Source organism: Pseudomonas sp. 3MA1, assembly GCF_029237275.1.
Taxonomy (GTDB): Bacteria; Pseudomonadota; Gammaproteobacteria; order Pseudomonadales; family Pseudomonadaceae; genus Aquipseudomonas; species Aquipseudomonas fluorescens_AP.
This window is the reverse complement of sequence record NZ_JAACFX010000007.1, coordinates 337,791-360,973: the sequence shown is the minus strand read 5'-3', so window position 1 is coordinate 360,973 and position 23,183 is coordinate 337,791. Positions and strand designations below refer to the sequence as shown.

Annotated in this window: 20 protein-coding genes and 1 pseudogene; 11 read left to right on the top strand and 10 right to left on the bottom strand. The window is 64.6% G+C overall.

Annotated elements, in window-relative coordinates:
• Nucleotide 1: 1 nt before the first annotated feature.
• The 5 genes from GWQ44_RS20595 to antA form a co-directional block, all read right to left on the bottom strand.
• Nucleotides 2–1,210 (bottom strand): benzoate/H(+) symporter BenE family transporter, encoded by a 1,209-nt coding sequence (locus tag GWQ44_RS20595; RefSeq protein WP_275928172.1) that lies wholly within the window; start codon nucleotides 1,208–1,210, stop codon nucleotides 2–4.
• Nucleotides 1,211–1,392: 182 nt separating this feature from the next.
• The gene (locus tag GWQ44_RS20590; protein ID WP_016964421.1) at nucleotides 1,393–2,793 is read right to left on the bottom strand and encodes an amino acid permease; all 1,401 of its coding nucleotides are present in this window, start codon (nucleotides 2,791–2,793) and stop codon (nucleotides 1,393–1,395) included.
• Nucleotides 2,794–2,872: 79 nt separating this feature from the next.
• Nucleotides 2,873–3,895, bottom strand: coding sequence for an anthranilate 1,2-dioxygenase electron transfer component AntC (gene antC / locus GWQ44_RS20585; RefSeq protein ID WP_047301588.1), 1,023 nt, complete (start codon nucleotides 3,893–3,895; stop codon nucleotides 2,873–2,875).
• 18 nt (nucleotides 3,896–3,913) lie between these two features.
• On the bottom strand, nucleotides 3,914–4,405 hold the full coding sequence (gene antB, locus GWQ44_RS20580) for an anthranilate 1,2-dioxygenase small subunit (RefSeq protein ID WP_275928171.1): 492 nt from the start codon (nucleotides 4,403–4,405) through the stop codon (nucleotides 3,914–3,916).
• 2 nt (nucleotides 4,406–4,407) lie between these two features.
• Entirely contained in the window at nucleotides 4,408–5,796 is a 1,389-nt protein-coding gene (gene antA, locus GWQ44_RS20575) for an anthranilate 1,2-dioxygenase large subunit (protein WP_275928170.1), read from the bottom strand.
• A gap of 338 nt (nucleotides 5,797–6,134) precedes the next feature.
• Between antA and GWQ44_RS20570 the strand changes: the two genes are divergently transcribed.
• Nucleotides 6,135–7,148 (top strand): helix-turn-helix domain-containing protein, encoded by a 1,014-nt coding sequence (locus GWQ44_RS20570; protein WP_047301592.1) that lies wholly within the window; start codon nucleotides 6,135–6,137, stop codon nucleotides 7,146–7,148.
• A gap of 6 nt (nucleotides 7,149–7,154) precedes the next feature.
• Here GWQ44_RS20570 and GWQ44_RS20565 read toward each other — a convergent pair whose 3' ends face one another.
• Nucleotides 7,155–7,628 carry an Lrp/AsnC family transcriptional regulator gene (locus tag GWQ44_RS20565; RefSeq protein WP_016964416.1) on the bottom strand — a complete coding sequence of 158 codons (474 nt, stop codon included), beginning with the start codon at nucleotides 7,626–7,628 and terminating at the stop codon, nucleotides 7,155–7,157.
• A 188-nt stretch (nucleotides 7,629–7,816) separates the two neighbouring features.
• Here GWQ44_RS20565 and kynU point away from each other — a divergent pair, with 188 nt between their 5' ends.
• Together kynU and GWQ44_RS20555 are read left to right on the top strand one after the other, a co-directional pair.
• Nucleotides 7,817–9,067 carry a kynureninase gene (gene kynU / locus GWQ44_RS20560; RefSeq protein WP_275928169.1) on the top strand — a complete coding sequence of 417 codons (1,251 nt, stop codon included), beginning with the start codon at nucleotides 7,817–7,819 and terminating at the stop codon, nucleotides 9,065–9,067.
• A gap of 110 nt (nucleotides 9,068–9,177) precedes the next feature.
• A pseudogene (locus GWQ44_RS20555) lies at nucleotides 9,178–10,606 on the top strand (amino acid permease).
• Here the strand turns inward: GWQ44_RS20555 and GWQ44_RS20550 are convergent.
• From GWQ44_RS20550 to GWQ44_RS20540, 3 genes are all read right to left on the bottom strand, one after another.
• Nucleotides 10,603–10,974, bottom strand: coding sequence for a MerR family transcriptional regulator (locus GWQ44_RS20550; protein WP_016964413.1), 372 nt, complete (start codon nucleotides 10,972–10,974; stop codon nucleotides 10,603–10,605). The pseudogene GWQ44_RS20555 and the gene GWQ44_RS20550 overlap by 4 nt on opposite strands.
• A 64-nt stretch (nucleotides 10,975–11,038) precedes the next feature.
• The gene (locus GWQ44_RS20545) at nucleotides 11,039–11,614 is read right to left on the bottom strand and encodes an NAD(P)H-dependent oxidoreductase (RefSeq protein WP_275928168.1); all 576 of its coding nucleotides are present in this window, start codon (nucleotides 11,612–11,614) and stop codon (nucleotides 11,039–11,041) included.
• Nucleotides 11,615–11,670: 56 nt separating this feature from the next.
• Entirely contained in the window at nucleotides 11,671–12,552 is an 882-nt protein-coding gene (locus GWQ44_RS20540; RefSeq protein WP_275928167.1) for a LysR substrate-binding domain-containing protein, read from the bottom strand.
• A gap of 239 nt (nucleotides 12,553–12,791) precedes the next feature.
• On the opposite strand from GWQ44_RS20540, the gene GWQ44_RS20535 reads away from it, so the two are divergent.
• On the top strand, nucleotides 12,792–13,556 hold the full coding sequence (locus GWQ44_RS20535) for a sulfite exporter TauE/SafE family protein (protein ID WP_275928166.1): 765 nt from the start codon (nucleotides 12,792–12,794) through the stop codon (nucleotides 13,554–13,556).
• Between the two features lie 9 nt (nucleotides 13,557–13,565).
• On the opposite strand, the gene GWQ44_RS20530 is transcribed toward GWQ44_RS20535, so the two are convergent.
• The gene (locus GWQ44_RS20530) at nucleotides 13,566–13,880 is read right to left on the bottom strand and encodes a putative quinol monooxygenase (RefSeq protein ID WP_179598298.1); all 315 of its coding nucleotides are present in this window, start codon (nucleotides 13,878–13,880) and stop codon (nucleotides 13,566–13,568) included.
• A 205-nt stretch (nucleotides 13,881–14,085) separates the two neighbouring features.
• On the opposite strand from GWQ44_RS20530, the gene GWQ44_RS20525 reads away from it, so the two are divergent.
• The 7 genes from GWQ44_RS20525 (at nucleotide 14,086) to GWQ44_RS20495 (ending at nucleotide 23,128) form a co-directional block, all read left to right on the top strand.
• Nucleotides 14,086–14,676, top strand: a complete 591-nt coding sequence (locus GWQ44_RS20525; RefSeq protein ID WP_275928165.1) for an NAD(P)H-dependent oxidoreductase — start codon at nucleotides 14,086–14,088, stop codon at nucleotides 14,674–14,676.
• Nucleotides 14,677–14,750: 74 nt separating this feature from the next.
• Entirely contained in the window at nucleotides 14,751–15,662 is a 912-nt protein-coding gene (locus GWQ44_RS20520) for a LysR family transcriptional regulator (protein ID WP_275928164.1), read from the top strand.
• Between the two features lie 246 nt (nucleotides 15,663–15,908).
• Nucleotides 15,909–17,576 carry a gamma-glutamyltransferase gene (gene ggt / locus GWQ44_RS20515; RefSeq protein ID WP_275928163.1) on the top strand — a complete coding sequence of 556 codons (1,668 nt, stop codon included), beginning with the start codon at nucleotides 15,909–15,911 and terminating at the stop codon, nucleotides 17,574–17,576.
• Nucleotides 17,577–17,788: 212 nt separating this feature from the next.
• Nucleotides 17,789–19,234: a SulP family inorganic anion transporter gene (locus GWQ44_RS20510; protein WP_199009458.1), complete on the top strand. Its 1,446-nt coding sequence runs from the start codon at nucleotides 17,789–17,791 to the stop codon at nucleotides 19,232–19,234.
• A 215-nt stretch (nucleotides 19,235–19,449) separates the two neighbouring features.
• On the top strand, nucleotides 19,450–20,799 hold the full coding sequence (locus GWQ44_RS20505) for a gluconate:H+ symporter (protein ID WP_103740536.1): 1,350 nt from the start codon (nucleotides 19,450–19,452) through the stop codon (nucleotides 20,797–20,799).
• Complete coding sequence (locus GWQ44_RS20500) at nucleotides 20,800–21,660, top strand: MurR/RpiR family transcriptional regulator (RefSeq protein ID WP_016964403.1); 861 nt, start codon at nucleotides 20,800–20,802, stop codon at nucleotides 21,658–21,660.
• 1 nt (nucleotide 21,661) lies between these two features.
• Nucleotides 21,662–23,128, top strand: a complete 1,467-nt coding sequence (locus GWQ44_RS20495; protein ID WP_275928162.1) for a D-aminoacylase — start codon at nucleotides 21,662–21,664, stop codon at nucleotides 23,126–23,128.
• Nucleotides 23,129–23,183 lie beyond the last annotated feature (55 nt).

Sequence of the window (23,183 nt, the reverse complement as noted above, 5' to 3'; positions counted from 1 at the left end):
TTCAGGGTTTGACGGCAGGGGCGGTCAACAGAGTGGCCCGGCCATGAATCAGCAGGTGCGCGGTCAAGCCGGCCACCAGCCCCCAGAAGGCGCCGCCGACCCCGAGCAGGGTGACGTTGGCCGCGGTGGCGAGGAAGGTGATCAGCGCAGTTTCCCGGGTCGCCGCGTCGGCCATGGCATTGGCCAGGCTGCCGCCGATGGCCCCCAATAGCGCCAGGCCCGCCAGAGTGCTGACAAAGGTCTTGGGCAGCACCATGAACAGGCTGGCCAGGGTCACGCCGAAGGTGCCCACCAAGATATAGAACAGCCCGCAGGCGATACCGGCGATGTAGCGTTTTTTCGGGTCAGGATGGGCGTCCTTGCCAGTACAGATCGCCGCGGTAATCGCCGCCACGTTGAAGGCGTGGGCGCCGAACGGTGCCATCAGCAGCGAACCCAGCCCGGTGACCGTGAGCACTGGGTTGGCGCTGGTGCTGTAGCCGTCATTGCGCAACACCAGCATGCCGGGCATGTACTGGCCGGTGAGGGTGATGACGAACAGCGGCAGCGCCACTCCGAGCAAGGCCTGCAGGGAGAACTGCGGCGCTGTGAATACCGGCACCGCCAGGCTCAAGTTCACTGCCGAAAAGTCGATCCGCTGCTGAGCGATGAGCAGCCCCAGGCCGATGACCAGGATGCCCACCACGGCAAAGCGCGAAGTGAAACGCCGCAGCAAGGTGTAGGCCACCAGCAGCACGATCACCAGCAGCGGATCGGCGCTGGCGCCGCCAAAGGCGTTGATCCCGAACTGCAACAGAATGCCCGCCAGCAGGCCGGCGGCAATGCCCTTGGGGATCATCCGCACCAGTTTGTCGAAGGCCCCGGAGCCGCCGAGGATGATGAACCCCAGGGCCGAGATCAGGTAGGCGCCGATCACCTCGGCATAGGGCGTGAACGGCATCACCGTGGCCAGAAAGGCCGCGCCGGGGGTGGACCAGGCGGTGATGATCGGCGCCTTGTAACGCAGGCTCAGCCACAGCCCGGTCAGGCCGACACCGACCGACACCGCCCAGACCCAGGACGCGGTCTGGGCCGCTGACAGCCGCGCCAGCTCGGCGGCCTGGAACACCAGGACAAAGGTCCCGCCGTAGTTCACCAGCACTGAAATCAGCGCCGCCACGGTGGGCGAGAAAACATCGGTCCAGCGCAGGCTTGTCGCCGTTCTGTTCATCAGCCGCTCTCCATCCAGAAACAGGCTCCCAGGCTCAGGTGCCGAGAGGGAGTCGATTCTAGGAAGAAAGCGGACTGTTATTTCAGGCCACATTGGCCAGTGTTGGCAGACCGCTTGACGGCCGCCGACAAAAAAGCCCGGCCTTGATTCAGGCCGGGCTTCGGGGGCTGCAAGCGCGTGGCTTAGTGCAGGGCGGGCTGCCCGGCCTTGCGTGCATGACTCAGGCGGTAGAAGCCCCAGATCACCAGGACCCACACCGGAATCGCATACACCGAGGCGCGGATGCCCGGGATCATCCACATCACGCCGACGATCATCAGCATGAACGCCAGGCACAGGTAGTTGCTCAATGGCGACCAGAAGGCCTTGAACGACGGCACCACGTTTTGCTCGGCCATGGCCTTGCGAAAGCGCAGGTGGGTCAGGCTGATCAGTGCCCAGTTGATCATCAGCGCAGCCACCACCAGGGCGAACAGCAACTCCAGCGCTTCATGGGGCGCCAGGTAGTTGACCAGTACGCAGAGCAGGGTGATGAGGGCGGAAATGCCCAGGGCCAGGATCGGCACGCCCTGCTTGTTGAGCTTCATCAGCGCCTTGGGTGCGTCGCCCTGTTCGGCCAGGCCGAAGAGCATGCGGCTGTTACAGTACACGCCGCTGTTGTACACCGACAGCGCCGCGGTCAGGACCACGAAGTTGAGGATCTGCGCCGCCGCATCACTGCCGATCAGCGAGAAGATCTTCACGAAGGGGCTGCTGCTGTAGGCGTCGCCGCCGGCGTTCAGGCTCACCAGCAGTTCGTCCCACGGGTACAGCGACAGCAGCACGGCCAGGGCGCCGACGTAGAAGATCAGCACCCGGTACACCACCTGGTTGATGGCCTTGGGAATCACTTTGCGCGGCTCGGCGGCTTCGGCGGCGGTGATGCCCACCAGCTCCAGGCCACCGAAGGAGAACATGATGAAGGCCATGGCCATCAGCAGGCCGGTGCCGCCGTTGGGGAAGAAACCGCCGTGGGACCAGAGGTTGCTCACCGACGCCTGGCTGCCGCCGCTGCCGCTGAACAGCATGTAGCAGCCGAGGACGATCATGCCGACGATGGCCACCACCTTGATGATGGCGAACCAGAACTCGGCCTCGCCGAAGAACTTCACGTTCATCATGTTGATCAGGTTGACCAGTACGAAGAACACCGCCGCACTGACCCAGGTGGGGATTTCCGGCCACCAGAACTGCACGTACTTGCCCACCGCGGTGAGCTCGGCCATGCCCACCAGGACATACAGCACCCAGTAGTTCCAGCCGGCGAGAAAGCCGAAGTAACCGCCCCAGTACTTGTGGGCGAAGTGGCTGAAGGAGCCGGCCACCGGCTCTTCGACGATCATTTCCCCCAACTGGCGCATGATCAGGAAGGCAATGAACCCGGCAATCGCATAGCCGAGGATCATCGAGGGTCCGGCGGACTTGAGCACCCCGGCCGAGCCGAGGAAGAGTCCGGTGCCGATCGCCCCGCCCAGGGCGATCAACTGAATATGGCGATTCTTCAAGCCACGCTTGAGTTCACCTTGTTGCAAGGTTTGATCCACTAATGTGCGCTCTCTTCTAGTTGTTATCAGGACCGATCCCAGGGTGAACGGGACCGATCGCGGCTCAATGCTGACGGGATCAGATATTACTCTCGGTGAACCGCTCGTAATACAGCTGAACGCGGTTAAGTTGCTGTTCTTGCAGCCAGATTCGGATCGAATCGACCATCGGTGGCGGTCCGCAGACATACAAGTCGGTGTCGTTGTCCCGCAGTTCGCTGCTGTCGAAGTGTTCAGTGATGTAGCCGCGCTTGCCCGACCAGTCCGGGTCGGGGTCGCTGATCACCGGGGTGAAGCGGAACCCCGGCAGGCGCTGGCCCAGGGCCTGGATGCGCTCCAGTTCGCACAGATCGGCACTCTGGCGCACGCCGTAATACAGGTGCACCGGTTGCTGGCAGCCCTGCTCGACGATCTGTTCGAGCATCGCCAGCAGTGCCGACAGCCCGGTGCCGCCGGCCACCAGCAGCAGCGGCCGGCTGATCTGGCGCAGATAGAAGGCCCCCAGCGGCGCCTCCAGCTCGATGCTGTCGCCCACCAGGCAACGCTCGCGAATGTAGTTGCTCATCACCCCGTCGGGCAGCAGGCGGATCAGGAACAGCAACTGGTTGTCCGCCCCCGGCCGGTTGGCGAAGGAGTAGGCGCGGCTGCTGTCGGTGCCGGGAATCCGCAGGCGCGCGTACTGGCCGGGAAGAAACTCCAGCGGCGCCTCGCTGCTGCCCAGGTCCAGGTGCAGGATCGCGGTGCTGTCCGACACCTGGCGCACGTCGATCACCGAGCCGGTACGCCGCAGCGGATCGGCGCTGTGGCACAGGCTGGAATCGAAGTCGAAGTAGAACGCCGCATCCGACTGCACCCGGGTCTGGCAGGTGAGCATCTTGCGTTGCTCCAGGTCCTGGGGCGAGAGGGCTTCCTCGTCCACATAGTCCTGGCTGTACAGGCCCGATTCGCAACGGCCCTGGCAGGTGCCGCAGACCCCTTCGCGGCAGTCCAGGGGGATCTTGATGCCGTTGCGCAGGGCGGCGTCGAGCAGTATTTCATTGGCCTTGACCGGGAAGAACAGGGTCTTGCCGTCGGCAAAGCTGAACGCGACCTTGTGCGTCATGAAGAGATGTCCGTCGAGTCAGAGGTGGTAGAAGTCGAGCACCGAGTTGATCGTGTCGTTGAGCAGCAGCACGTGCTTGCGCTGGATCAGCCAGCTGTCGCCATGGGGCTTGAGGTCGTAGGTGGCGTGACCGTAGAAGTCCTCGGAGGTGGCCAGGCGGTAGAACAGCGTGTGCCAGTTCAGGCGCACCTGCAGCAGCCCGTTGTCGCCCTCGGCGATGCGCAGGTTGCTGACCATGTGCAGGGTGCGCGGCATGGGAATGGTCGAGGCCGCCTTGCCGGTGCGCAGGCGGAACACCCGGTCTTCCAGCCCCGAACGGTTGGCGTAGTAGATCAGCGACATCTCGCGTTTCGGGTCCCGGGTGTAGACGTGTTCCGAGTCCCATTGCGGCAGGTGGAACTCGCTGTCCGCGGCGAACAGCTGCAGGTAGGCGTCCCAGTCCTGGGCGTCGCAGAGTTCGCACTTGCGATAGAAGAATTGCTCGATCTGGTACTGCAATTGCGCATTCATGTTCATACCTCACGCAGTTTCAGGGACTGGCGCTGCAGGCCGTCGAGGAGGAATTTCTGCCAGTTGCGGTGCTGGTTGACGTACAGCCCCTCGTGGGTGATCTCGGTGCCGGTCATGGCCGGCTGGATGCCCAGGTTCTCGCTGTTGGCGGTGGGGCCGGTGGCCCAGCGGTGATGGCCGCGCGAGACATCGCTCCAGCGCTCCAGGCGTCCCTGGAAGCCGCGCTGGGCCTCGCGGAACTCCACCAGGTCGTCCGGCGTGCCCATGCCCGAGACGTTGAAGAAATCCTCGAACTGGCGGATGCGGTTTTCCCGGTCGGCGTCGCTCTCGCCCTTGACCCCGATGCACTGGCTGATGATCTCGGTCTTGTTCCAGGCGATGGGGCGGATGATTCGCAGCTGGGAGCTGATCTGGTCGAGGAAGAACAGGCTGGGGTAGATGTTCAGGTTGCGCAGGCGGTGCATCATCCACTCGGCCTTGGCCTGGCCGTGCTCCTGTACCAGGCGCGGCATGATGCTGGCGTAGCCGGAACGCACTGCCGGGTTGGGCATCTCGCTGAACAGCACGCTGTGGCCGTTCTCGAAGGCGAACCAGCCGTCGTCGGTGCTGGCGTCGCCGGCGCCGAGCTTGCTGTAGTCGAGGGTGGCGCTGCTGCCGGTGCCGTTGTCACGGTTGACCTGCTGGCGGTGCTGCACCGTGGCCACGTAGTTGTAGTGCACGGTGCTGACGTGATAACCGTCCAGGCCGTTCTCGTTCTGCAGCTTCCAGTTGCCGTCGTAGGTGTAGGCGGACTTGCCCGGCAGCACCTCCAGCTCACCGTTGGGCGACTGGGCGACCATCATGTCGAAGAAGATCCGCGCATCGCCGAGGAAGTCTTCCAGGCTGTTGTCGGCGGCCACGTCCAGGCTGATGAAGACAAAGCCCTTGTAGCTGTCGATGCGGGCCTTTTTAAGGCCGCGGGTGGCCTTGTCGAAGCCTTCGTCGTATTCCCCCGGCGCCTTGACCTTCACCAGGCGCCCGTCGCTCTTGTAGCACCAGGCGTGGAACGGGCAGGTGAAGGTCGACTGGTTGCCCTTGCCGACCCGGGTCAGGGTGGTGCCGCGGTGCTGGCAGGCGTTGATCAGGGCATTGAGCCGGCCCTCGCCGTCGCGGGTGATGATCATCGGCTGGCGCCCGGCGCGCATAGTGATGAAGTCGTGGTTGTTGGGCAGTTCGCTTTCGTGACAGGCGTAGATCCAGTTCTTCTCGAAGATCAGTTCCATCTCCAGATCGAACAGCTCGGGTTCGGTGAACATCTCCCGGGTGATCCGGAACACCCCGTCCGCGGGGCGGAAATCCAGGCAGCCGTGGATGAAGTCTTGCCACTGCTCGACGCTTCTTGCACCACTCATGAGTCGGTACCTTTTTTATTCAGGTCAATCGGGTGCAGTCATTAGAGAGAGTGCGGGGCGCCGGTGGCTATCCGCTTAGTCGGCCAAGGCCATCCATAAAATTGCCTGGGTAGTTGCGACCCACCTTTGCGCGGATCGGCGATCGACGGCTGCATCCCGGGGCGCCGATCGGCTACTGTGAGCCCAGCCGGATGAGGACGATGGGGTCGGGTTATCCACTTAGTGGGCGATTGCTATCCACTGGGTTGGCAGCGTTGCCGGCTGGCGCAAAACTTGCCCTGTCACACAAGACGCGCCGTCAGAGCGCGCTGAATAACAATTGCCGTGGGTGCGCCGTGATGAATAGCAAGGCTGATGGGCTGTTTCGCGAGATTCGTATCGATCGCTATGACCTCGAAGGGGCCAGGAGCTGGATGTCGGGTATCTGTGGACCGCACCGCCTGGAAACCGCGACCCCCGAACGGATCCGTTTTCACCACAGTGCCAACGTGCTCAGGTCGCGCTCCACGACCCTGGGCATCATCGAGTACGGCACTGATGTGATCGTCGATATCGAGGACACCGAGCGCTTCAGCAGCTACAGCCTGAGCCTGCCCCTGTGCGGCGAACAGGAACTGAGCAAGGACGGTCGGCTGCTGCGTTCGGACCCTGACCAGGGGGTGATCATTGCCCCCAACGAAAGCCAGGTGCTGGCCATCTCCGGCGACTGTCGCAAGCTGCAGGTGGTGATTTCCCGGCCGGCCATGAGCGAAGCCCTGGAGGCCCTGCTGCAACGCCCGGTGGAGCAGCCGCTGCGCTTCGAAGCGGCGATGGACGCGCGGCAGGGGGCCACCGCGGCCTGGTGGCGCATGGCCCAGCACTTTATCGGCGAACTGAACCAGGGCAACGAGCTCTATGAACAGCTGGCCTTTACCCGGGAAATAGAAAGCTCGCTGATCAAGGGCCTGATCCTGGCCCAGCCCAACAACTATTCCAGCGAGCTGCGGGCGATGCTCGGGGTCAAGCTGCCGCATTACCTGGTGCGAGCCCGCCAGTACCTGCACGAGCATGCCCGTGAAGCGGTGCACCTGGAGGACCTGGAAGCCGCCGCCGGTGTCTCGCGCTTCAAGCTGTTCGAGGCCTTTCGCAAATACTTCGCCCTGTCGCCCATGGCCTATCTCAAGCGCCATCGGCTCAACGGCGTGCGCCAGGAAATTCTCGAACACGGCGCGGCGCGCAATATTTCCGAGATCGCCCTGGGCTGGGGGTTCACTCACCTGGGGCGTTTTTCCGCCGAGTACCGCAAGCTGTTCGACGAGGCGCCCAGCGCCACCGCGCAGCGCCATCCGGCACGGCGCCCGGTGGGTTTCTAGGGCGGACTACTTGCGCAGCACCAGATCCAGCAGACCGTCCTGCTCCTTGATCTTCTGCAGGACGATTTCCGAGCGGATGTCGGTGACCCCCGACGCGCGGTTCAGGTGATTGACGATGAAATCCGAGAAGTGCTTGAGGTTGCGCGCCTGCACCCGCAGCACGTAGTTGCTGGCGCCGGTGATCACGTAGGCGGCCACCACTTCCGGCCATTGCTGGACCTTGCCGATAAACGTCTCGTGCCAGCCTTCGACGTCCTGGCGCAGGGACACGTGGACGATGGCTTCCAGTTCGATCCCCAGGCGCTCGGCATTGAGCTGGGCGCGGTAGCCGCTGATGATCCCGTCGCCTTCGAGCATGCGCAGGCGGCGCAGGCAGGCCGAGGGCGAGAGGGCGACTTTCTCCGCCAGTTCCTGGTTGCTGATACGTCCATCCTGTTGCAGGAAGTAGAGGATGCGCAGGTCGGTGGAGTCGAGGGTCATGGCTGGCATAAATCCGCGTTTTTTATTGAAGGATTAGAATTTTATTCGAGATTAGTACGGTAGCGCGCTGCACTTTGCACGAAAATTCTAGCTGGCTTCGTCCATTATTTCCTGGGTTTGCGGGTCGCCCAGACCCCGTGCCCGGCCCGTGCCAGGCGTACATGACCTTGACCAAGACAGGACTTCCAATGATCGATAAAAACCACTGCCTGCGTCTCGATGAACAGGACCCACTGGCGCCGCTGCGCCAACAGTTTGCCTTGCCCGAGGGGGTGATCTACCTCGATGGCAACTCCCTGGGTGCGCGCCCCGTGGCCGCCCTGGAGCGGGCCCGGCAAGTGATCGAGCAGGAGTGGGGCGACGGCCTGATCCGCAGCTGGAACAGCGCCGGCTGGCGTGATCTGTCCCAGCGCCTGGGGGACCGCCTGGCCCCGCTGATCGGCGCCGGCAGCGGCGAAGTGGTGATCACCGACACCACCACCATCAACCTGTTCAAGGTGCTCAGCGCGGCCTTGCGGGTGCAGGCCGAACGCGCCCCCGAACGGCGGGTGATCGTTTCCGAAAGCAGCAACTTCCCTTCCGACCTGTACATCGCCGAGGGCCTGACCCAGATGCTTGAGCAGGGCTATTCCCTGCGCCTGGTGGACAGCCCGGACCAACTGCCGGCGGCGATCGACCAGGACGTGGCGGTGGTGATGCTCACCCACGTCAACTACAAGACCGGCTACATGCACGACATGCAGGCCGTCACCTCGCTGATCCACGAAGCCGGCGCCCTGAGCATCTGGGACCTGGCCCACTCGGCCGGCGCGGTGCCGGTGGAGCTGACTCGCAGCGGCGCCGACTACGCCATCGGCTGCACCTACAAGTACCTCAATGGCGGCCCTGGTTCGCAAGCCTTCGCCTGGGTCGCACCGGCCCTGTGCAACCTGGTGACCCAGCCACTGTCCGGCTGGTTCGGCCATGCCCGGCAGTTCGACATGGCCACCCGCTACGAAGCCGCCAGCGGTATCGCGCGCTACCTGTGCGGCACCCAGCCGATCACCTCGCTGGCCATGGTCGAGTGCGGCCTGGAAGTCTTCGAACAGACCGACATGCAGAGCCTGCGGCGCAAGTCCCTGGCCCTCACCGACCTGTTCATCGAGCTGGTGGAGCAGCGCTGCGCCGGTCACGACCTGAAGCTGGTGACCCCGCGTGACCACGCCAAGCGCGGCAGCCACGTGAGCTTCGAACACCCCGAAGGCTACGCGGTGATCCAGGCCCTGATTGCCCGGGGCGTGATCGGCGATTATCGCGAGCCACGGATCATGCGTTTCGGCTTCACCCCGCTGTACACCCGCTTCAGTGAGGTCTGGGACGCGGTGCAGATTCTCGGTGAAATCCTTGATCAGAAAACCTGGGCCCAGGCGCAGTTCCAGGTGCGTCACAGCGTGACCTGAGACGCGCTTCACCTCCTGGTTGCCGCCCTGTGCGGCGGCCAGGCCAGCGGCACAAGGACGGGCCGTCACAACGATTCATACGTGCACACAACAATAAAGAGGCACTCAAAGTGACCACCTCCAACAAGGGTTTCGAAGCGATTTCCAATCGCGAGCACGGCCTCAGGCGCCAGCTGACCGCCGGCCAGATGAGCATGATCGCCATCGGCGGGGCCATCGGCACCGGGCTGTTCATGGGCAGCGCCTATGCCATCGGCTATGCCGGCCCCAGCGTGCTGCTGAGCTACGCCATCGGTGCGCTGATCACCCTGATCCTCATGGGCTGCCTGGCGGAAATGACCGTGGCCCATTCCACCTCCGGTTCCTTCGGCGCCTATGCCGAGTTCTACGTCAGCCCGCTGGCCGGTTTCCTGGTGCGCTACGCCTACTGGGCGGCCATCGTTCTGGCGGTGGGCGCCGAAGTCACGGCCATCGCCATGTACATGAAGTACTGGTTCGCCAACGTTCCGGAATGGGTGTGGATCATCTCCTTCTCCAGCGTGCTGATCCTGCTCAACGCCATCAGCGTGAAGACCTTCGGCAACTTCGAATACTGGTTCTCCACCATCAAGATCGCCGCCATCGTCGGCTTCATCATCCTCGCGGTGTACGTGGTGTTCGGCTCCGGCAACCCGGACTACGGGCTGCACAACTACAGCGCCCACGGCGGCTTCTTTCCCAATGGCTTCGAGGGCATGTGGATCGCGGTGATCGTGTCGATCTTCAGTTACCTGAGCGTGGAGATGATCGCGGTGGCGGCGGGGGAGGCCAAGGACCCGCAGCGCGCGGTGAAGCAGGCGTTTCGCGCGACCATCGTGCGCCTGGTGGTGTTCTACCTGCTGACCCTGGCGCTGATGCTGGCGATCGTGCCCTGGGTCCAGGCCGGCAAGGCCCAGAGCCCGTTCGTCACGGTGATGCAGACCATCGGCATTCCCGGGGCCACCGGGGTGATGAACTTCGTGATCCTGATCGCCGCGCTGTCGGCGATGAACAGCCAGCTCTACATCACCACGCGGATGATGTTCAGCCTGTCCCGCGCCGGTTACGCACCCAAGTCCATGGGCGCCCTGAGCAAGAGCGGGATTCCGCTCAATGCCCTGCTGCTGTCCAGCTCCGGCATCGCCCTGGCGACCCTGGTCAACGTGCTGTACCCGGAAAGCTCGTTCACCCTGATGATGGCGATCTCGATGTTCGGCGCGATCTTCACCTGGTTCATGATCTTCCTCACCCACTACTGCTTCCGCCGCTATCACCAGCGCCACGGCGAGCAGCAGCTGTCGTTCCGCATGCGCCTGTTTCCCTACAGCACCCTGCTGGGGCTGGTGCTGATGGGGGCGGTGATGATCACCACCTTCTTCACCGAGGCGTTCAAGATGACCCTGGTGTTCGGCGTGCCCTTCCTGCTGTTGCTGACCCTGGTCTACTACCTGTGCTTCCGTAAGCCGAGGACGGTGGCCGGGTTGTCCGAGGTCTGAGGCCGTGCCCCCCGGGTCGCCCTAGAGGCTGTCCAGGGGGCATTCCTCGCGGGCCTGTTGCAGGCGGGTTTCGAAGACTTCGAGCCGGCCCTGCAACTGCTGCAAATCATCGATCTGCTGTTGCAGCTCGCGCCTCTTTTGCGCCAGGGCGGCCTGCGCGCGGTCCCAGGGAAAGGCCTGGCCCTGGTGCGTGGCGAACACCTGCTGCAATTCCTTGAGCTTGAAACCCAACTGCTGCGCGCACTTGATGAACATCAGCTGCTCGACGCTCTGCGCGTCATACAGGCGGTAGCGACCCTGGCGTGGCGCTTCGGGCAACAGGCCGATGGCTTCGTAATGACGGATGCTCTTGACCGTGGTTCCGGACAGTTGCGCGGCTTGGCCGATGTACATGAAGGCTCCTTTTCCAGTACCGGGCCGTCGGGCGGTGGACGGCGTTGCGCATTATCCGGCGCTTTCACTGCCTGGCAAGGTACTGCGCCTGCATCAGCCAATCGGCCCTGCGTTCTTCGCTGGCGTCCAGCACCGGGCCAAAGGTCAGGGTGCGCAACGGCTTGATGCCGCAGAAGGCCAGGGTGGTGCGGCGCATCTGCTGCAAACCGGGCATGCGGTAGAACCAGCGGAAATACCAGGGCGGGGTGTCCATGGTCACCATCAGGTGGGCGGTGCGGCCCTTGAACAGTTGCTCGGGAAAGGCCTTGCCGGGGCGGTACTTGAAGGCGAAGCCCGGCAGCAGCACGCGGTCGAGAAAGCCCTTCATCAGCGCCGGAATCCCGCCCCACCAGATGGGGAAGACCCAGGTCAGGTGCTCGGCCCAGAGGATGTCGGCCTGGGCCCGTTGCAGGTCTTCCTCCAGAGGCTGGATCTGCCGGTAGCCTTCGCGCAGCACCGGATCGAAGCGCAGGTCGCCGAGCCTGAGCTGGCGCACGTCATGCCCGGCTTCCTGTGCCGCCTTCACATAGCGCTCGCTCAATGCCGCGCACAGGCTGTGGCGCGAGGGGTGGCCGAGAATCACCAGGATGCGTTTGCTCATTGCCGTGGTCCTTGAGGGATAAACCCCAAGGCTAAAGTCTGCCCCTAAGGGGAGAGTCAAGGCGGCAGCAGTGCCGCGCACAAACCTTGGGCATACAGCGGCAGCGTTGCGAAGTCACGAGCGCACAACAGCAACCGGCGCCGGGCCCAGGCTTCGCTTAGCGGGCGGGACTGCAACGGCAGGTGACGGTTGCGCTGCAGGGCGGCCAGGGGCACCAGCGCCAGCCCGGCGCCATGGGCGACCATGCGCAGCTGCGCGTCGAAACCCTCGGCGCGGACGCGCAATTGCATGCGTCGTCCCAGGTGCAGGGCCTGTTCCTCCAGGTACACCGCCAGGGCGCTATGGCTGGCCAGGCCAACGTAGTCGTGGGCCAGGGTGTCGTTGAAGCTGGGGTTGGGCTGCAGGCTCAGCGGGTGATCCTGGGGCATCACCAGGACCAGCGGATCATCACGGAAAGGCCGGGTCATCAGGCCCTGGGTGTCGACCGCGTCGGAGACGATCCCCAGGTCCGCCGCGCCCTGGCGCAGGGCGTGGGTGATACGCTGGCTGGGCAGTTCCTGCAATTCGATGTCGACCTGCGGATGGCTGTGCAGGAAGTCCGCCAGCAGCTCCGGCAGGTATTCGCTGAGGGCCGTGGTGTTGCACAGCAAGCGCACCTGGCCCTTGATTCCCTTGGCGTATTCGGCGAGGTCCTGTTGCAGGTGTTCGGCGTACAGCAACAGCGTCCGGGCATGTTGGGCCAGGGCCTTGCCCGCGGCCGTCGGGCGGATGCCGCGGCGCCCGCGTTCGAGGAACTCGATGCCCAGGGAGGCCTCCATGGCGCGGATCCGAGCGCTGGCGGCGGCCAGGGACAAGTGGCTGCGAGCGGCGCCGGCGGTGATATTGCCGGCTTCCAGAATATTCAGGTACAGGCGCAGGTCGATCAGATCGAAGTGCATGGGGCATCCCTCGGCGAACGGGGTCTCTTACGGAGGCCGTGCAGATGTTTTTGTAGGAGCCGGCTTGCCGGCGAAGCGGCCTTCGGATTTTGCATCGGGCCTGAGCGCGCCTTCGCTGGCAAGCCAGCGCCTACGGCGGTGGCGGGCAATAGGTTTTTGCATGTGCCTATTGCCTGGCAAGAGGCTGGCTCAGTATATGGCAGATTTTCAGCGCGGCGTGCAGGGCGCAGGATAGGCCCATGAACAGCTCTCTCGCGTTTTACCAGAATCTCGGAATGACCCTTTCTTTGCTGGTCATCGGCACATTCCTGCTGGCCGGCATGGTCAAGGGGGTGATCGGCCTCGGCCTGCCCACCATCGCCATGGGGCTGCTGGGGCTGGCTATGGCTCCGGCGCAGGCTGCGGCCTTGCTGATCATTCCGGCGACCCTGACCAATCTCTGGCAACTGGCCTTTGGCGGGCACCTGCCGGCCTTGCTCAAGCGCCTGTGGCCGATGTTGCTGGCGATCTTCGTCGGCACGGCCGCCGGTTCATTGTGGCTGGGCATCGAGGGCGGGCATTGGGTGGTGCGGGGGTTGGGCGCGGCGTTGCTGCTGTATGCCCTGAGCGGCCTGCTGTTGCCGACCCTGCGCGTGTCGCCGGCCCAGGAGCGTTGGTTGGCGCCGCTATGCGGGCTGGTCACCGGGGTCATCACTTCGGCCACCGGGGTGTTCGTGATCCCGGCGGTGCCTTATCTGCAGGCCCTGGGCTTGAACAGGGATCAGTTGGTGCAGGCCCTGGGCCTGTCGTTCACCGTGTCGACCCTGGCCCTGGCCGCCGGCCTGCTGTGGCGTAGCGCCCTGGGTAGCGCAGAGCTGGGGGCTTCCTTGCTGACCCTGGCCCCGGCGCTGTTGGGCCTGTGGCTGGGGCAATGGTTGCGCCAGCGCATCAGCGCCTTGCTGTTCAAGCGGGTGTTCTTTATCGGCCTGGCCCTGCTGGGCGGGCACCTGCTGATCAGCGGCTAGACCTTTGGCTCAGCGGCCAGCCGCGGCCGGGCTGAGCATGTCGATGGCGCGGATCTCGAAGTCGCGCTCCAGGTAGTCCATGCGCGCGTCGAGAAACTGCCGCATGTGCGGCAGGCCGGAGTGGATATCCAGCGCCTCTTGAGAGGCCCAGACCTCATAGAAGATGAACAGGCTCGGGTCTTCCCGGTCCCGCAGCATGTGGTATTCGATGCAGCCGGCTTCGGCGCGGCTAGCGGCGACATGGCTCAGGAAGAACGCCTGGAAGGCGTCGGCGCGCTCGGGACGGGTCTTGGCGTGAAGGATAAAGGCCTGGGGCGTGGACATGCGCAAAACACTCATTGACGGGGACGGTGCTGAAAATTCTAAGGCAAAGATCGGTCGTCGATTCGTGCGTTTTAGTCAAATGTATTTTGAGCAACCCGGGCTTATTCTCCGGCCCCGGCCTGATTAACCTGCCGCCATCGTTTGCAACCTGCACAGCCCGCCGCTGCCGATGCGCGATGGGTTGTCCCCCCGATGAGGCCGGATCATGAAAAAAGTACTGCTGCTCAATGGCGCCAAACAGTTCGCCCACTCCGATGGCCGTTACAACGCCACCTTGCACGACACCGCCCTGGCGGTGCTGGATCGCGGTGGCCTGGAGGTCAAGGTCACCCATATCGACGAGGGGTATGACATCCAGGAAGAAGTGGCGAAGTTTCTCTGGGCCGACGTGATCATCTACCAGATGCCCGGCTGGTGGATGGGCGCACCGTGGATCGTCAAGAAGTACATCGACGAAGTCTTCACCGAAGGCCATGGCAGCCTCTACGCCAGCGATGGCCGGACCCGTTCCGACGCCTCGCAGAAATACGGCAGCGGCGGCCTGATCCAGGGCAAGCAGTACATGCTGTCGCTGACCTGGAACGCGCCGCAGCAGGCCTTCGACGACCCGGCCGACTTCTTCGAAGCCAAGGGCGTGGACGCGGTGTACTTCCCGTTCCACAAGGCCAACCAGTTCCTCGGCATGAGCGCTTTGCCGACTTTCCTCTGCGTCGACGTGATGAAGCGCCCGAACATCGAAGGCGATGTGCAGCGTTATGCGCAGCACCTCAAGGCGGTGTTCAATCTGCAGGGCTGAATCCGGCTACTATTGAGCGCCTTGAGGCCGGCCTCTGGTTTTGCGGGGGCCACCACCGCTGATAAAGGACTCCCGTGAAAGCCCGATCCGACGAGTTGCAAGTCTTCGTCTGCGTCATCGAGTGCGGTTCGATTTCCGCCGCCGCTGAGCAATTGGCCCAGACCCCTTCGGCGGTCAGCCGTAGCTTGTCGCGGCTGGAGGCCAAGCTCGACACCACGCTGATCAACCGCACCACGCGGCGCATGGACCTGACCGAAGAAGGGCGCTACTTCTTCGAGCAGGCCAAGCTGATCCTCGACCAGATGGACGAGCTCGAAGAGCGCCTGTCCTCGCGCCAGCGCACCCCGTCCGGGCGTTTGCGGATCAACGCCGCATCGCCCTTCATGCTGCACGCCATCGTTCCCCATGTGGCCGAGTTCCGTCGCCTGTACCCGGATATCCAGCTGGAGCTCAACAGCAACGACTTGATCATCGACCTGCTGGAGCAGAGCACCGACATCGCCATCCGCATCGGCGTGCTGGCGGACTCGACCCTGCATGCCCGCTCCCTGGGCTGCAGCCCGCTGCACATTCTGGCCAGCCCCGACTACCTGGCCCGCCACGGCACCCCGCAGAGCGTGGCCGATCTGGCCGATCACACCTTGCTCGGCTTCACCCAGACCGAAACCCTCAACCACTGGCCGCTGCGCCATGTGCACGGCGACCGCTGGCAGATCCAGCCGGGCATCAGCGCCTCCAGCGGCGAGACCCTGCGCCACCTGGCGCTGGAGGGCCAGGGGATTGCCTGCCTGTCGCATTTCATGACCATTGACGACATCCGCGCCGGGCGCCTGCAACCGGTGCTGGCCTCGTTCAACAGCGGCTATCGCCAGCCGATCAACGCGGTGTACTACCGCAACTCGCAACTGGCCCTGCGCATCCAGTGCTTCCTGGATTTCATCCAGGGCAAGCTGGCGGACTACGCCAATCCCGAGTTCCAGGGCTGAAGGCCCCGCGCCGATGCCCCGGTTGCATCGGCTCCGCCTGGCAACCTATCCCTTGTAGGAGCCGGCTTGCCGGCGAAGGGGCCCCCAGGTTTTGCACAAGTCTTGAAATCGCCTTCGCTGGCAAGCCAGCTCCTACGGTCATTTATGTCTGTGGGTTGGTACGGGCGTACTGCAATTGACGATTGCTCAAACCGCGATCCCGGGCCTATGTTCTTGCCGTTCGATAACAAGAAAAGGAAGGACCTTATGCGCATTCTGTTGTTCAAGACCCTGGCCCTGACGGCCGCCATCGCCGCCAGCAGCTCGGCCTTGGCCGTGACCCTGGAAGGCGGCGCGGTGGCCGCGCCCAACCAGTACGGTGCTGATGTCGCGGCGCAAATCCTGAAGAAAGGCGGCAACGCCGTGGACGCCGCGGTGGCCACCGCGTTCACCCTGGCGGTGACCTACCCCGAGGCCGGCAATATCGGCGGCGGCGGGTTCATGACGATGTACATCGACGGCAAGCCGTACTTCCTCGACTACCGGGAAACCGCGCCCAAGGCCGCGACCCGGGACATGTACTTGAATGAAAAGGGCGAGGTGATCGAGAACCTCAGCCTGGTGGGCGCCCGCGCCGCCGGGGTGCCGGGCACGGTGATGGGCCTGTGGGAGGCGCACCAGAAGTTCGGCAAGTTGCCCTGGAGCGAGCTGATCACCCCGGCCGTGGGTTATGCCAAGAACGGCTTCAAGGTGGCCGACAAGCAGTACCAGTACCGCGAGGATGCGTTGAAGCTGTTCAACGGCAGCACCAACTTCGGCGACTACTTCGGCAGCATGAAGCCCGGCGAGACCTTCCGCCAGCCGGAGCTGGCCGCGACCCTGGAGCGCATCGCCGACCAGGGCGCCAAGGAGTTCTACAGCGGCAAGACCGCCGACTTGCTGGTGGCGCAGATGCAGGCCGACAAGGGCCTGATCACCAAGCAGGACCTGCAGGACTACAAGGTCCAGTGGCGCCAGCCGCTGCAAGTGACCTTTCGTGGCAACACCCTGTACACCGCGCCGCCACCCAGCTCCGGCGGGGTGGCCCTGGCGCAGCTGATCAGCATCAAGGAAGAACGCGCGGCGGACTTCAAGGGCGTCGAGCTGAACTCGGCCAAGTACATTCACCTGCTGGCGGAAATCGAAAAACGCGTGTTCGCCGACCGCGCCGACTACCTGGGCGACCCGGCGTTCTCCGAGGTGCCGGTCAAGCAACTGACCGACCCGGCCTATCTGAAAAAACGCGCCGCCGAGGTCAACCCGAATGCCATCTCGGCCACCGAGAACGTGCGTCCCGGGCTTGAGCGGCACCAGACCACCCACTTCTCCATCGTCGATGCCCAGGGCAACGCGGTGAGCAACACCTATACCCTGAACTGGGATTACGGCAGTGGCGTGGTGGTCAAGGGCGCGGGCTTCCTGCTCAACGATGAGATGGATGACTTCAGTGCCAAGCCCGGCGTAGCCAACGCCTTCGGCGTGGTGGGTGGCGATGCCAACGCCATCGCCCCGGGCAAGCGCATGCTGTCGTCCATGAGCCCGAGCCTGGTGACCCGCGATGGCAAGGTCACCCTGGTGCTGGGCACCCCCGGTGGTTCGCGGATCTTCACCTCGATCTTCCAGGTGCTGAACAACCTCTACGACTACCACCTGCCCCTGGAAAAGGCCGTGGCCGCGCAGCGCGTGCATCACCAGTTGCTGCCCAAGGACACGATCTACTACGACGCCTATGCGCCGCTGACCGGCAAGGTCGCCGATGAGCTCAAAGCCATGGGCTACACCCTGGAAGACCAGGGCTGGGAGATGGGCGATATCCAGGCGATCCGGGTCAATGGCACCGCGCTTGAAACCGCTTCCGACCCCCGTGGCCGTGGTGTCGGCAAGGTCGTCAAGTAACCGCAGCCCCCTGTAGGAGCCGGCTTGCCGGCGAAGAGGCCTCCGGGTCTTGCGCCAGCCGCGAAGGCGCCTTCGCTGGCAAGCCAGCTCCTACCTTCGTTGTGCAGGCGCCGACGGCCGGCTGGTCGTCGATGGCTCAATTCCGTAACATTCCCCGCCTTCTTTCCGCTCTTCCCAGGGCCGCGCCTGCCGGTCCGTCTATCAGGTCAATCATGAAAGCAAAACGTCTGCGCGCCGATGTCCTGGCCGGACTCACCACCTCCTTTGCCTTGCTCCCCGAATGCATCGCCTTCGCCCTGGTGGCCCACCTCAACCCGTTGATGGGCCTGTACGGCGCCTTCTTCATCTGCACCCTGACCGCGCTGTTCGGCGGGCGGCCGGGCATGGTTTCCGGCGCGGCCGGCTCCATGGCGGTGGTGATCGTCGCCCTGGTGGTGCAGCACGGCGTGCAGTACCTGCTGGCCACGGTGCTGCTGGGCGGGCTGGTCATGGTGGTGTTTGGCCTGCTGCGCCTGGGCAAGCTGGTGCGCATGGTGCCGTACCCGGTGATGCTGGGCTTCGTCAACGGTCTGGCGATCGTCATCGCCCTGGCTCAGCTGGAGCATTTCAAGAGCGGCGAACACTGGCTCAGCGGCCAGCCGCTGTACCTGATGGCCGGGCTGGTGGCATTGACCATGGCCATCGTCTATCTGCTGCCGCGCCTGACCCGCGCCGTGCCGCCGGCGTTGGTGGCAATCCTCGGCGTCGGTTTGCTGGTGTACCTGCTGGACCTGCCGACCCGCACCCTGGGCGACATGGCGCACATCGCCGGCGGTCTGCCGCGCCTGGCCTTGCCCCAGGTGCCGTGGAGCCTGGAGACGCTTTCGATCGTCGCGCCCTACGCGCTGCTGATGGCCATGGTCGGCCTGCTGGAAACCCTGCTGACCCTCAACCTCACCGATGAAATCACCGAGAGCCGCGGCCATCCGGACCGTGAATGCGTGGCCCTGGGGGCGGCCAACATGGTGTCGGGGATGTTCGGCGGCATGGGCGGCTGCGCGATGATCGGGCAGACCGTGATCAACCTCAGTTCCGGCGGTCGCGGGCGCTTGTCCGGGGTGGTGGCCGGTGGGCTGATCCTGCTGTTCGTGCTGTTTCTTTCACCGCTGATCGAGCGCATTCCCCTGGCGGCGCTGGTGGGGGTGATGTTCGTGGTGTCACAGCAGACCTTTGCCTGGGCCTCGTTGCGGGTGATCCGCAAGGTGCCGCTCAACGACGTGCTGGTGATCCTCGCGGTGAGCGTGATCACGGTGTTCACCGACCTGGCCATGGCGGTGTTCTGCGGCATTGTGATCGCGGCGCTGAACTTCGCCTGGCAGCAGGCCCGCGAGCTGTACGCCGATGCTCACCTGGAGGCCGATGGCAGCAAGCGCTATCAGCTGCATGGCACCTTGTTCTTCGCCTCCACCACGCCGTTTCTCAACCAGTTCGACCCGGCGGGCGATCCGCAGCAGGTGACCATCGACTGTCGTCACCTGAGCTTTGTCGATTACTCGGCCATCGCCGCGCTGAAGACCTTGCGCGAACGTTATGCCAAGGCCGGCAAGCAGTTGCGGGTGCTGCACCTGTCGGAGCGGTGCAAGACGCTACTGAAACGAGCCCGGGTGCAACACGACTGAGGCCAGTGGGCGAGCGCCAACGCTCGCCCGTTTTTCAGTGAGCAGGGATGAAAATACCCACTACCGATTTTCATCGCTCGCGCTTTTGCTTAGCTGTTCACGACAAAGCCTGTCTCTTTACGAAAATGAGTTTCACTGGGTTTGAAACCCGCCTCCTTAAGTGATTAAAGCGTTTCACAACCATTCGAAGTGACGCTGTCTTCAAGGAGGGTCCCATGGCTCCCGCATCGGGTTTTTGGCTGCTGGGCTACGCCGCAGTCGCCATCATTGCGTTGATCGTGTTGATCGCCCGCTACCGGCTCAACCCCTTTATTGTCATCACCCTGGTGTCCATTGGCCTGGCGCTGATGGCCGGCATGCCGCCGTCCGGGGTGGTGGGCGCCTATGAAGCCGGGGTTGGCAAGACCCTGGGCCACATCGCCCTGGTGGTGGCCCTGGGCACCATGCTCGGCAAGCTGATGGCCGAATCCGGCGGCGCCGAACAGGTGGCGCGGACCCTGATCGATCGTTTCGGCGAGCGCAACGCGCACTGGGCCATGGTGTGCATTGCCTTCCTGGTGGGCCTGCCGTTGTTTTTCGAAGTGGGCTTTGTGTTGCTTATCCCCATCGCCTTCACCGTGGCCCGTCGGGTCGGGGTGTCGCTGCTGATGGTGGGCCTGCCCATGGTCGCTGGGCTGTCGGTGGTCCACGCCCTGGTGCCGCCGCACCCGGGAGCGATGCTGGCGGTGCAGGCCTATCAGGCGTCGGTGGGGCAGACCCTGCTGTACGCGATCCTGATCGGCGTGCCGACGGCCATCCTCGCCGGTCCGGTGTATGCCCGGTTTATCGTGCCGCACATCCACCTGCCAGCGGAGAACCCCCTGGAGCGTCAGTTCATCGCCCGCGAGCCGCGCCCGCGCCTGCCGAGTTTCCGCCTGACCATGGCGACCATTCTGTTGCCGGTGGTGCTGATGCTGATCGGCGGCTGGGCCAACCTGCTGGCCGAGCCGGGCACCGGGCTCAATCAGTTCCTGCTGTTTATCGGCAACTCGGTGATCGCCCTGCTGGTGGCGACCCTGGTGAGTTTCTGGACCCTGGGGCTGGCCCAGGGCATCAATCGCGAATCGATCCTCAAGTTCACCAACGAATGCCTGGCGCCCACGGCCAGCATCACCCTGCTGGTGGGGGCCGGCGGCGGCCTCAATCGGATTCTGATCGACTCTGGGGTCACCGAGCAGATCGTCGGCCTGGCCCATGAATTCCAGCTGTCGCCGCTGTGGATGGGCTGGCTGTTCGCGGTGCTGATGCGGGTCGCCACCGGTTCCGCCACCGTGGCCCTGACCACCGCGTCGGGGGTGGTGGCGCCGGTGGCCGTCGGCCTGGGCTACCCGCACCCGGAATTGCTGGTGATCGCCACCGGCGCCGGCTCGGTGATTCTGTCCCACGTCAACGACGGTGGCTTCTGGCTGGTGAAGGAATACTTCAATATGACCGTCACTCAAACCTTCAAGACCTGGACCGTGCTGGAGACGCTGATTTCGCTGATCGCCTTCGGCCTGACCCTGGGCCTCGCGGAGCTGCTGTAGATGGACATTCTTTACAAGATCCGTGCGGGGCTGAACGACTTCAGCGCCGGGGAGCGACGGATCGCCCGTCTGCTGCTGGACGACGTCGGCTTTGGCGCCTCCGCCAGCCTCGACGAGCTGGCCCAACGCGCCGAAGTCAGCGCCGCCACCCTGTCGCGGTTTGCCCGCAGCGTCGGTTGCCGCGACCTGCGCCAACTGCGCCTGCAACTGGCTCAGGCCAGCGGCGTCGGCAGTCGCTTTCTCGACCCGGGCAGTACGCCGGAACAGTCCGCTTTCTACCGGCAGATCGTCGGCGACATCGAGTCGGTGCTGCATCGGCACCTGGCCGGTTTCACCCAGGCGCAGTTCGCCGACGCGGTGCGCCTGCTGGGGCGGGCGCGGATGATTCACGCCTTCGGCAGCGGCGGCTGCTCGACCCTGTGCAGCGATGAACTGCAAGTGCGCCTGGTGCGCCTGGGCTACCCCATCGCCGCCTGTCACGACCCGGTGATGATGCGGGTCACCGCCGCCGCCCTGGGACCGCAAAACGCGGTGATCGCCTGTTCCCTGACCGGCATCACCCCCGAGTTGCTGGAGGCGGTGACCCTGGCGCGCACCTACGGCGCGAGCATCCTGGCCATCACCTTGCCCGACTCGCCCCTGGCGCAACTGGCGGACGTGCTGCTGCCCCTGCACAGCGCCGAAACCCCGTTCATCTATAAACCCACCGCCGCCCGCTACGGCATGCTGCTGGCCATCGACGTGCTGGCCACCGAGCTGGCCCTGGCCCAGCCGGACGACAACCAGGAACGCCTGCGGCGGATCAAGCTGGCCCTGGACCATTACCGTGGCGGCGAAGACTGCCTGCCCCTGGGAGACTGACATGCGCTACGACACGCTGATCCGCAACGCCCTGATCATCGACGGCAGCGACCGCCCGGGTTACCCCGCCGACCTGGCGATCCTCGACGGCCGCATCGCCTGTGTGGGCGATCTGTCCACGGCGACGGCCGAGGTCGATATCGATGCCGCCGGGCGCGTGCTGGCCCCGGGTTTCATCGACGTGCACACCCACGACGACACGGTGGTGATTCACCAGCCGCAGATGCTGCCCAAACTCAGCCAGGGGGTGACCACGGTGATCGTCGGCAACTGCGGGATCAGCGCCGCGCCGGTGAGCCTCAAGGGTGACCCGCCGGATCCGATGAACCTGCTGGGCGAGCGCTCGATGTTCGTCTATCCGCGTTTTCGCGATTACCGCGCGGCGGTGGATGAGGCGCGTCCGGCGGTGAACGTCGCGGCCCTGGTGGGGCACACGGCGCTGCGCAGCAATCAGCTTGCGGACCTTTATCGCACTGCGAGCGGTGCCGAGATCGCGGCCATGCGCGAGCAACTGCGCGACAGCCTGGAAGATGGCGCCCTCGGCCTGTCCAGCGGGCTGGCCTATGCCAGCGCGTTTTGCGCCGAGACCGACGAAGTGCTGCAACTGGCCCAGGAACTGACGGCCTTCGGCGCGGTGTACACCACCCACCTGCGCAGCGAGTTCGAGCCGGTGCTGGAAGCCATGGACGAGGCCTTCCGGATCGGTCGCGCGGCCCGGGCGCCGGTGATCGTCTCCCACCTCAAATGCGCCGGGGCCGGCAACTGGGGGCGCAGCCCGCAACTGCTGGCGGCCCTGGAGCAGGCGGCCCAGGACCACCCGGTGGGCTGCGACTGCTACCCCTACGCCGCCAGCTCCTCGACCCTGGACCTCAAGCAGGTCACCGATGCCTATCCCATCACCATCACCTGGTCGACGCCGCACCCGGAGCAGGGCGGGCGTGATCTGGGCGCAATCGCCAGCGAGTGGGGCGTCAGCCTGCTGGCCGCCGCCGAGCGCCTGCAACCGGCGGGGGCGGTGTACTACGGCATGGATGAAAGCGATGTGCGGCGCATCCTCGCCCATCCGTTGTCGATGATCGGCTCCGATGGCCTGCCGGAAGACCCGTTCCCCCATCCGCGTCTGTGGGGCGCCTTTCCCCGGGTGCTGGGCCACTTCAGCCGCGACCTGGGCCTGTTCCCGCTGCACACCGCGGTGCACAAGATGACCGGGCTTTCCGCCGCGCGCTTCGGTCTGCAGCAGCGCGGCGAGATCCGCGAAGGGCATTGGGCCGATCTGGTGCTGTTCGACCCGGCGCGAGTGCGCGACGTCGCCGATTTCAAGCACCCGCAGCAAGCGGCGCAAGGGATCGACGGGGTGTGGGTCAACGGGGTGCGCAGCTACGCCGATGGCCAGGCCAACGGTCAACGCTCGGGACGTTTCTTACCGCGAGAGGGGGATTTGCGCCGTGGCTTCACATCCGCAGTCTGATTCTTTGACCTTCGTCACAGTGATGGCGCGGTGCCATTAAAGAATCCCCGGGTGG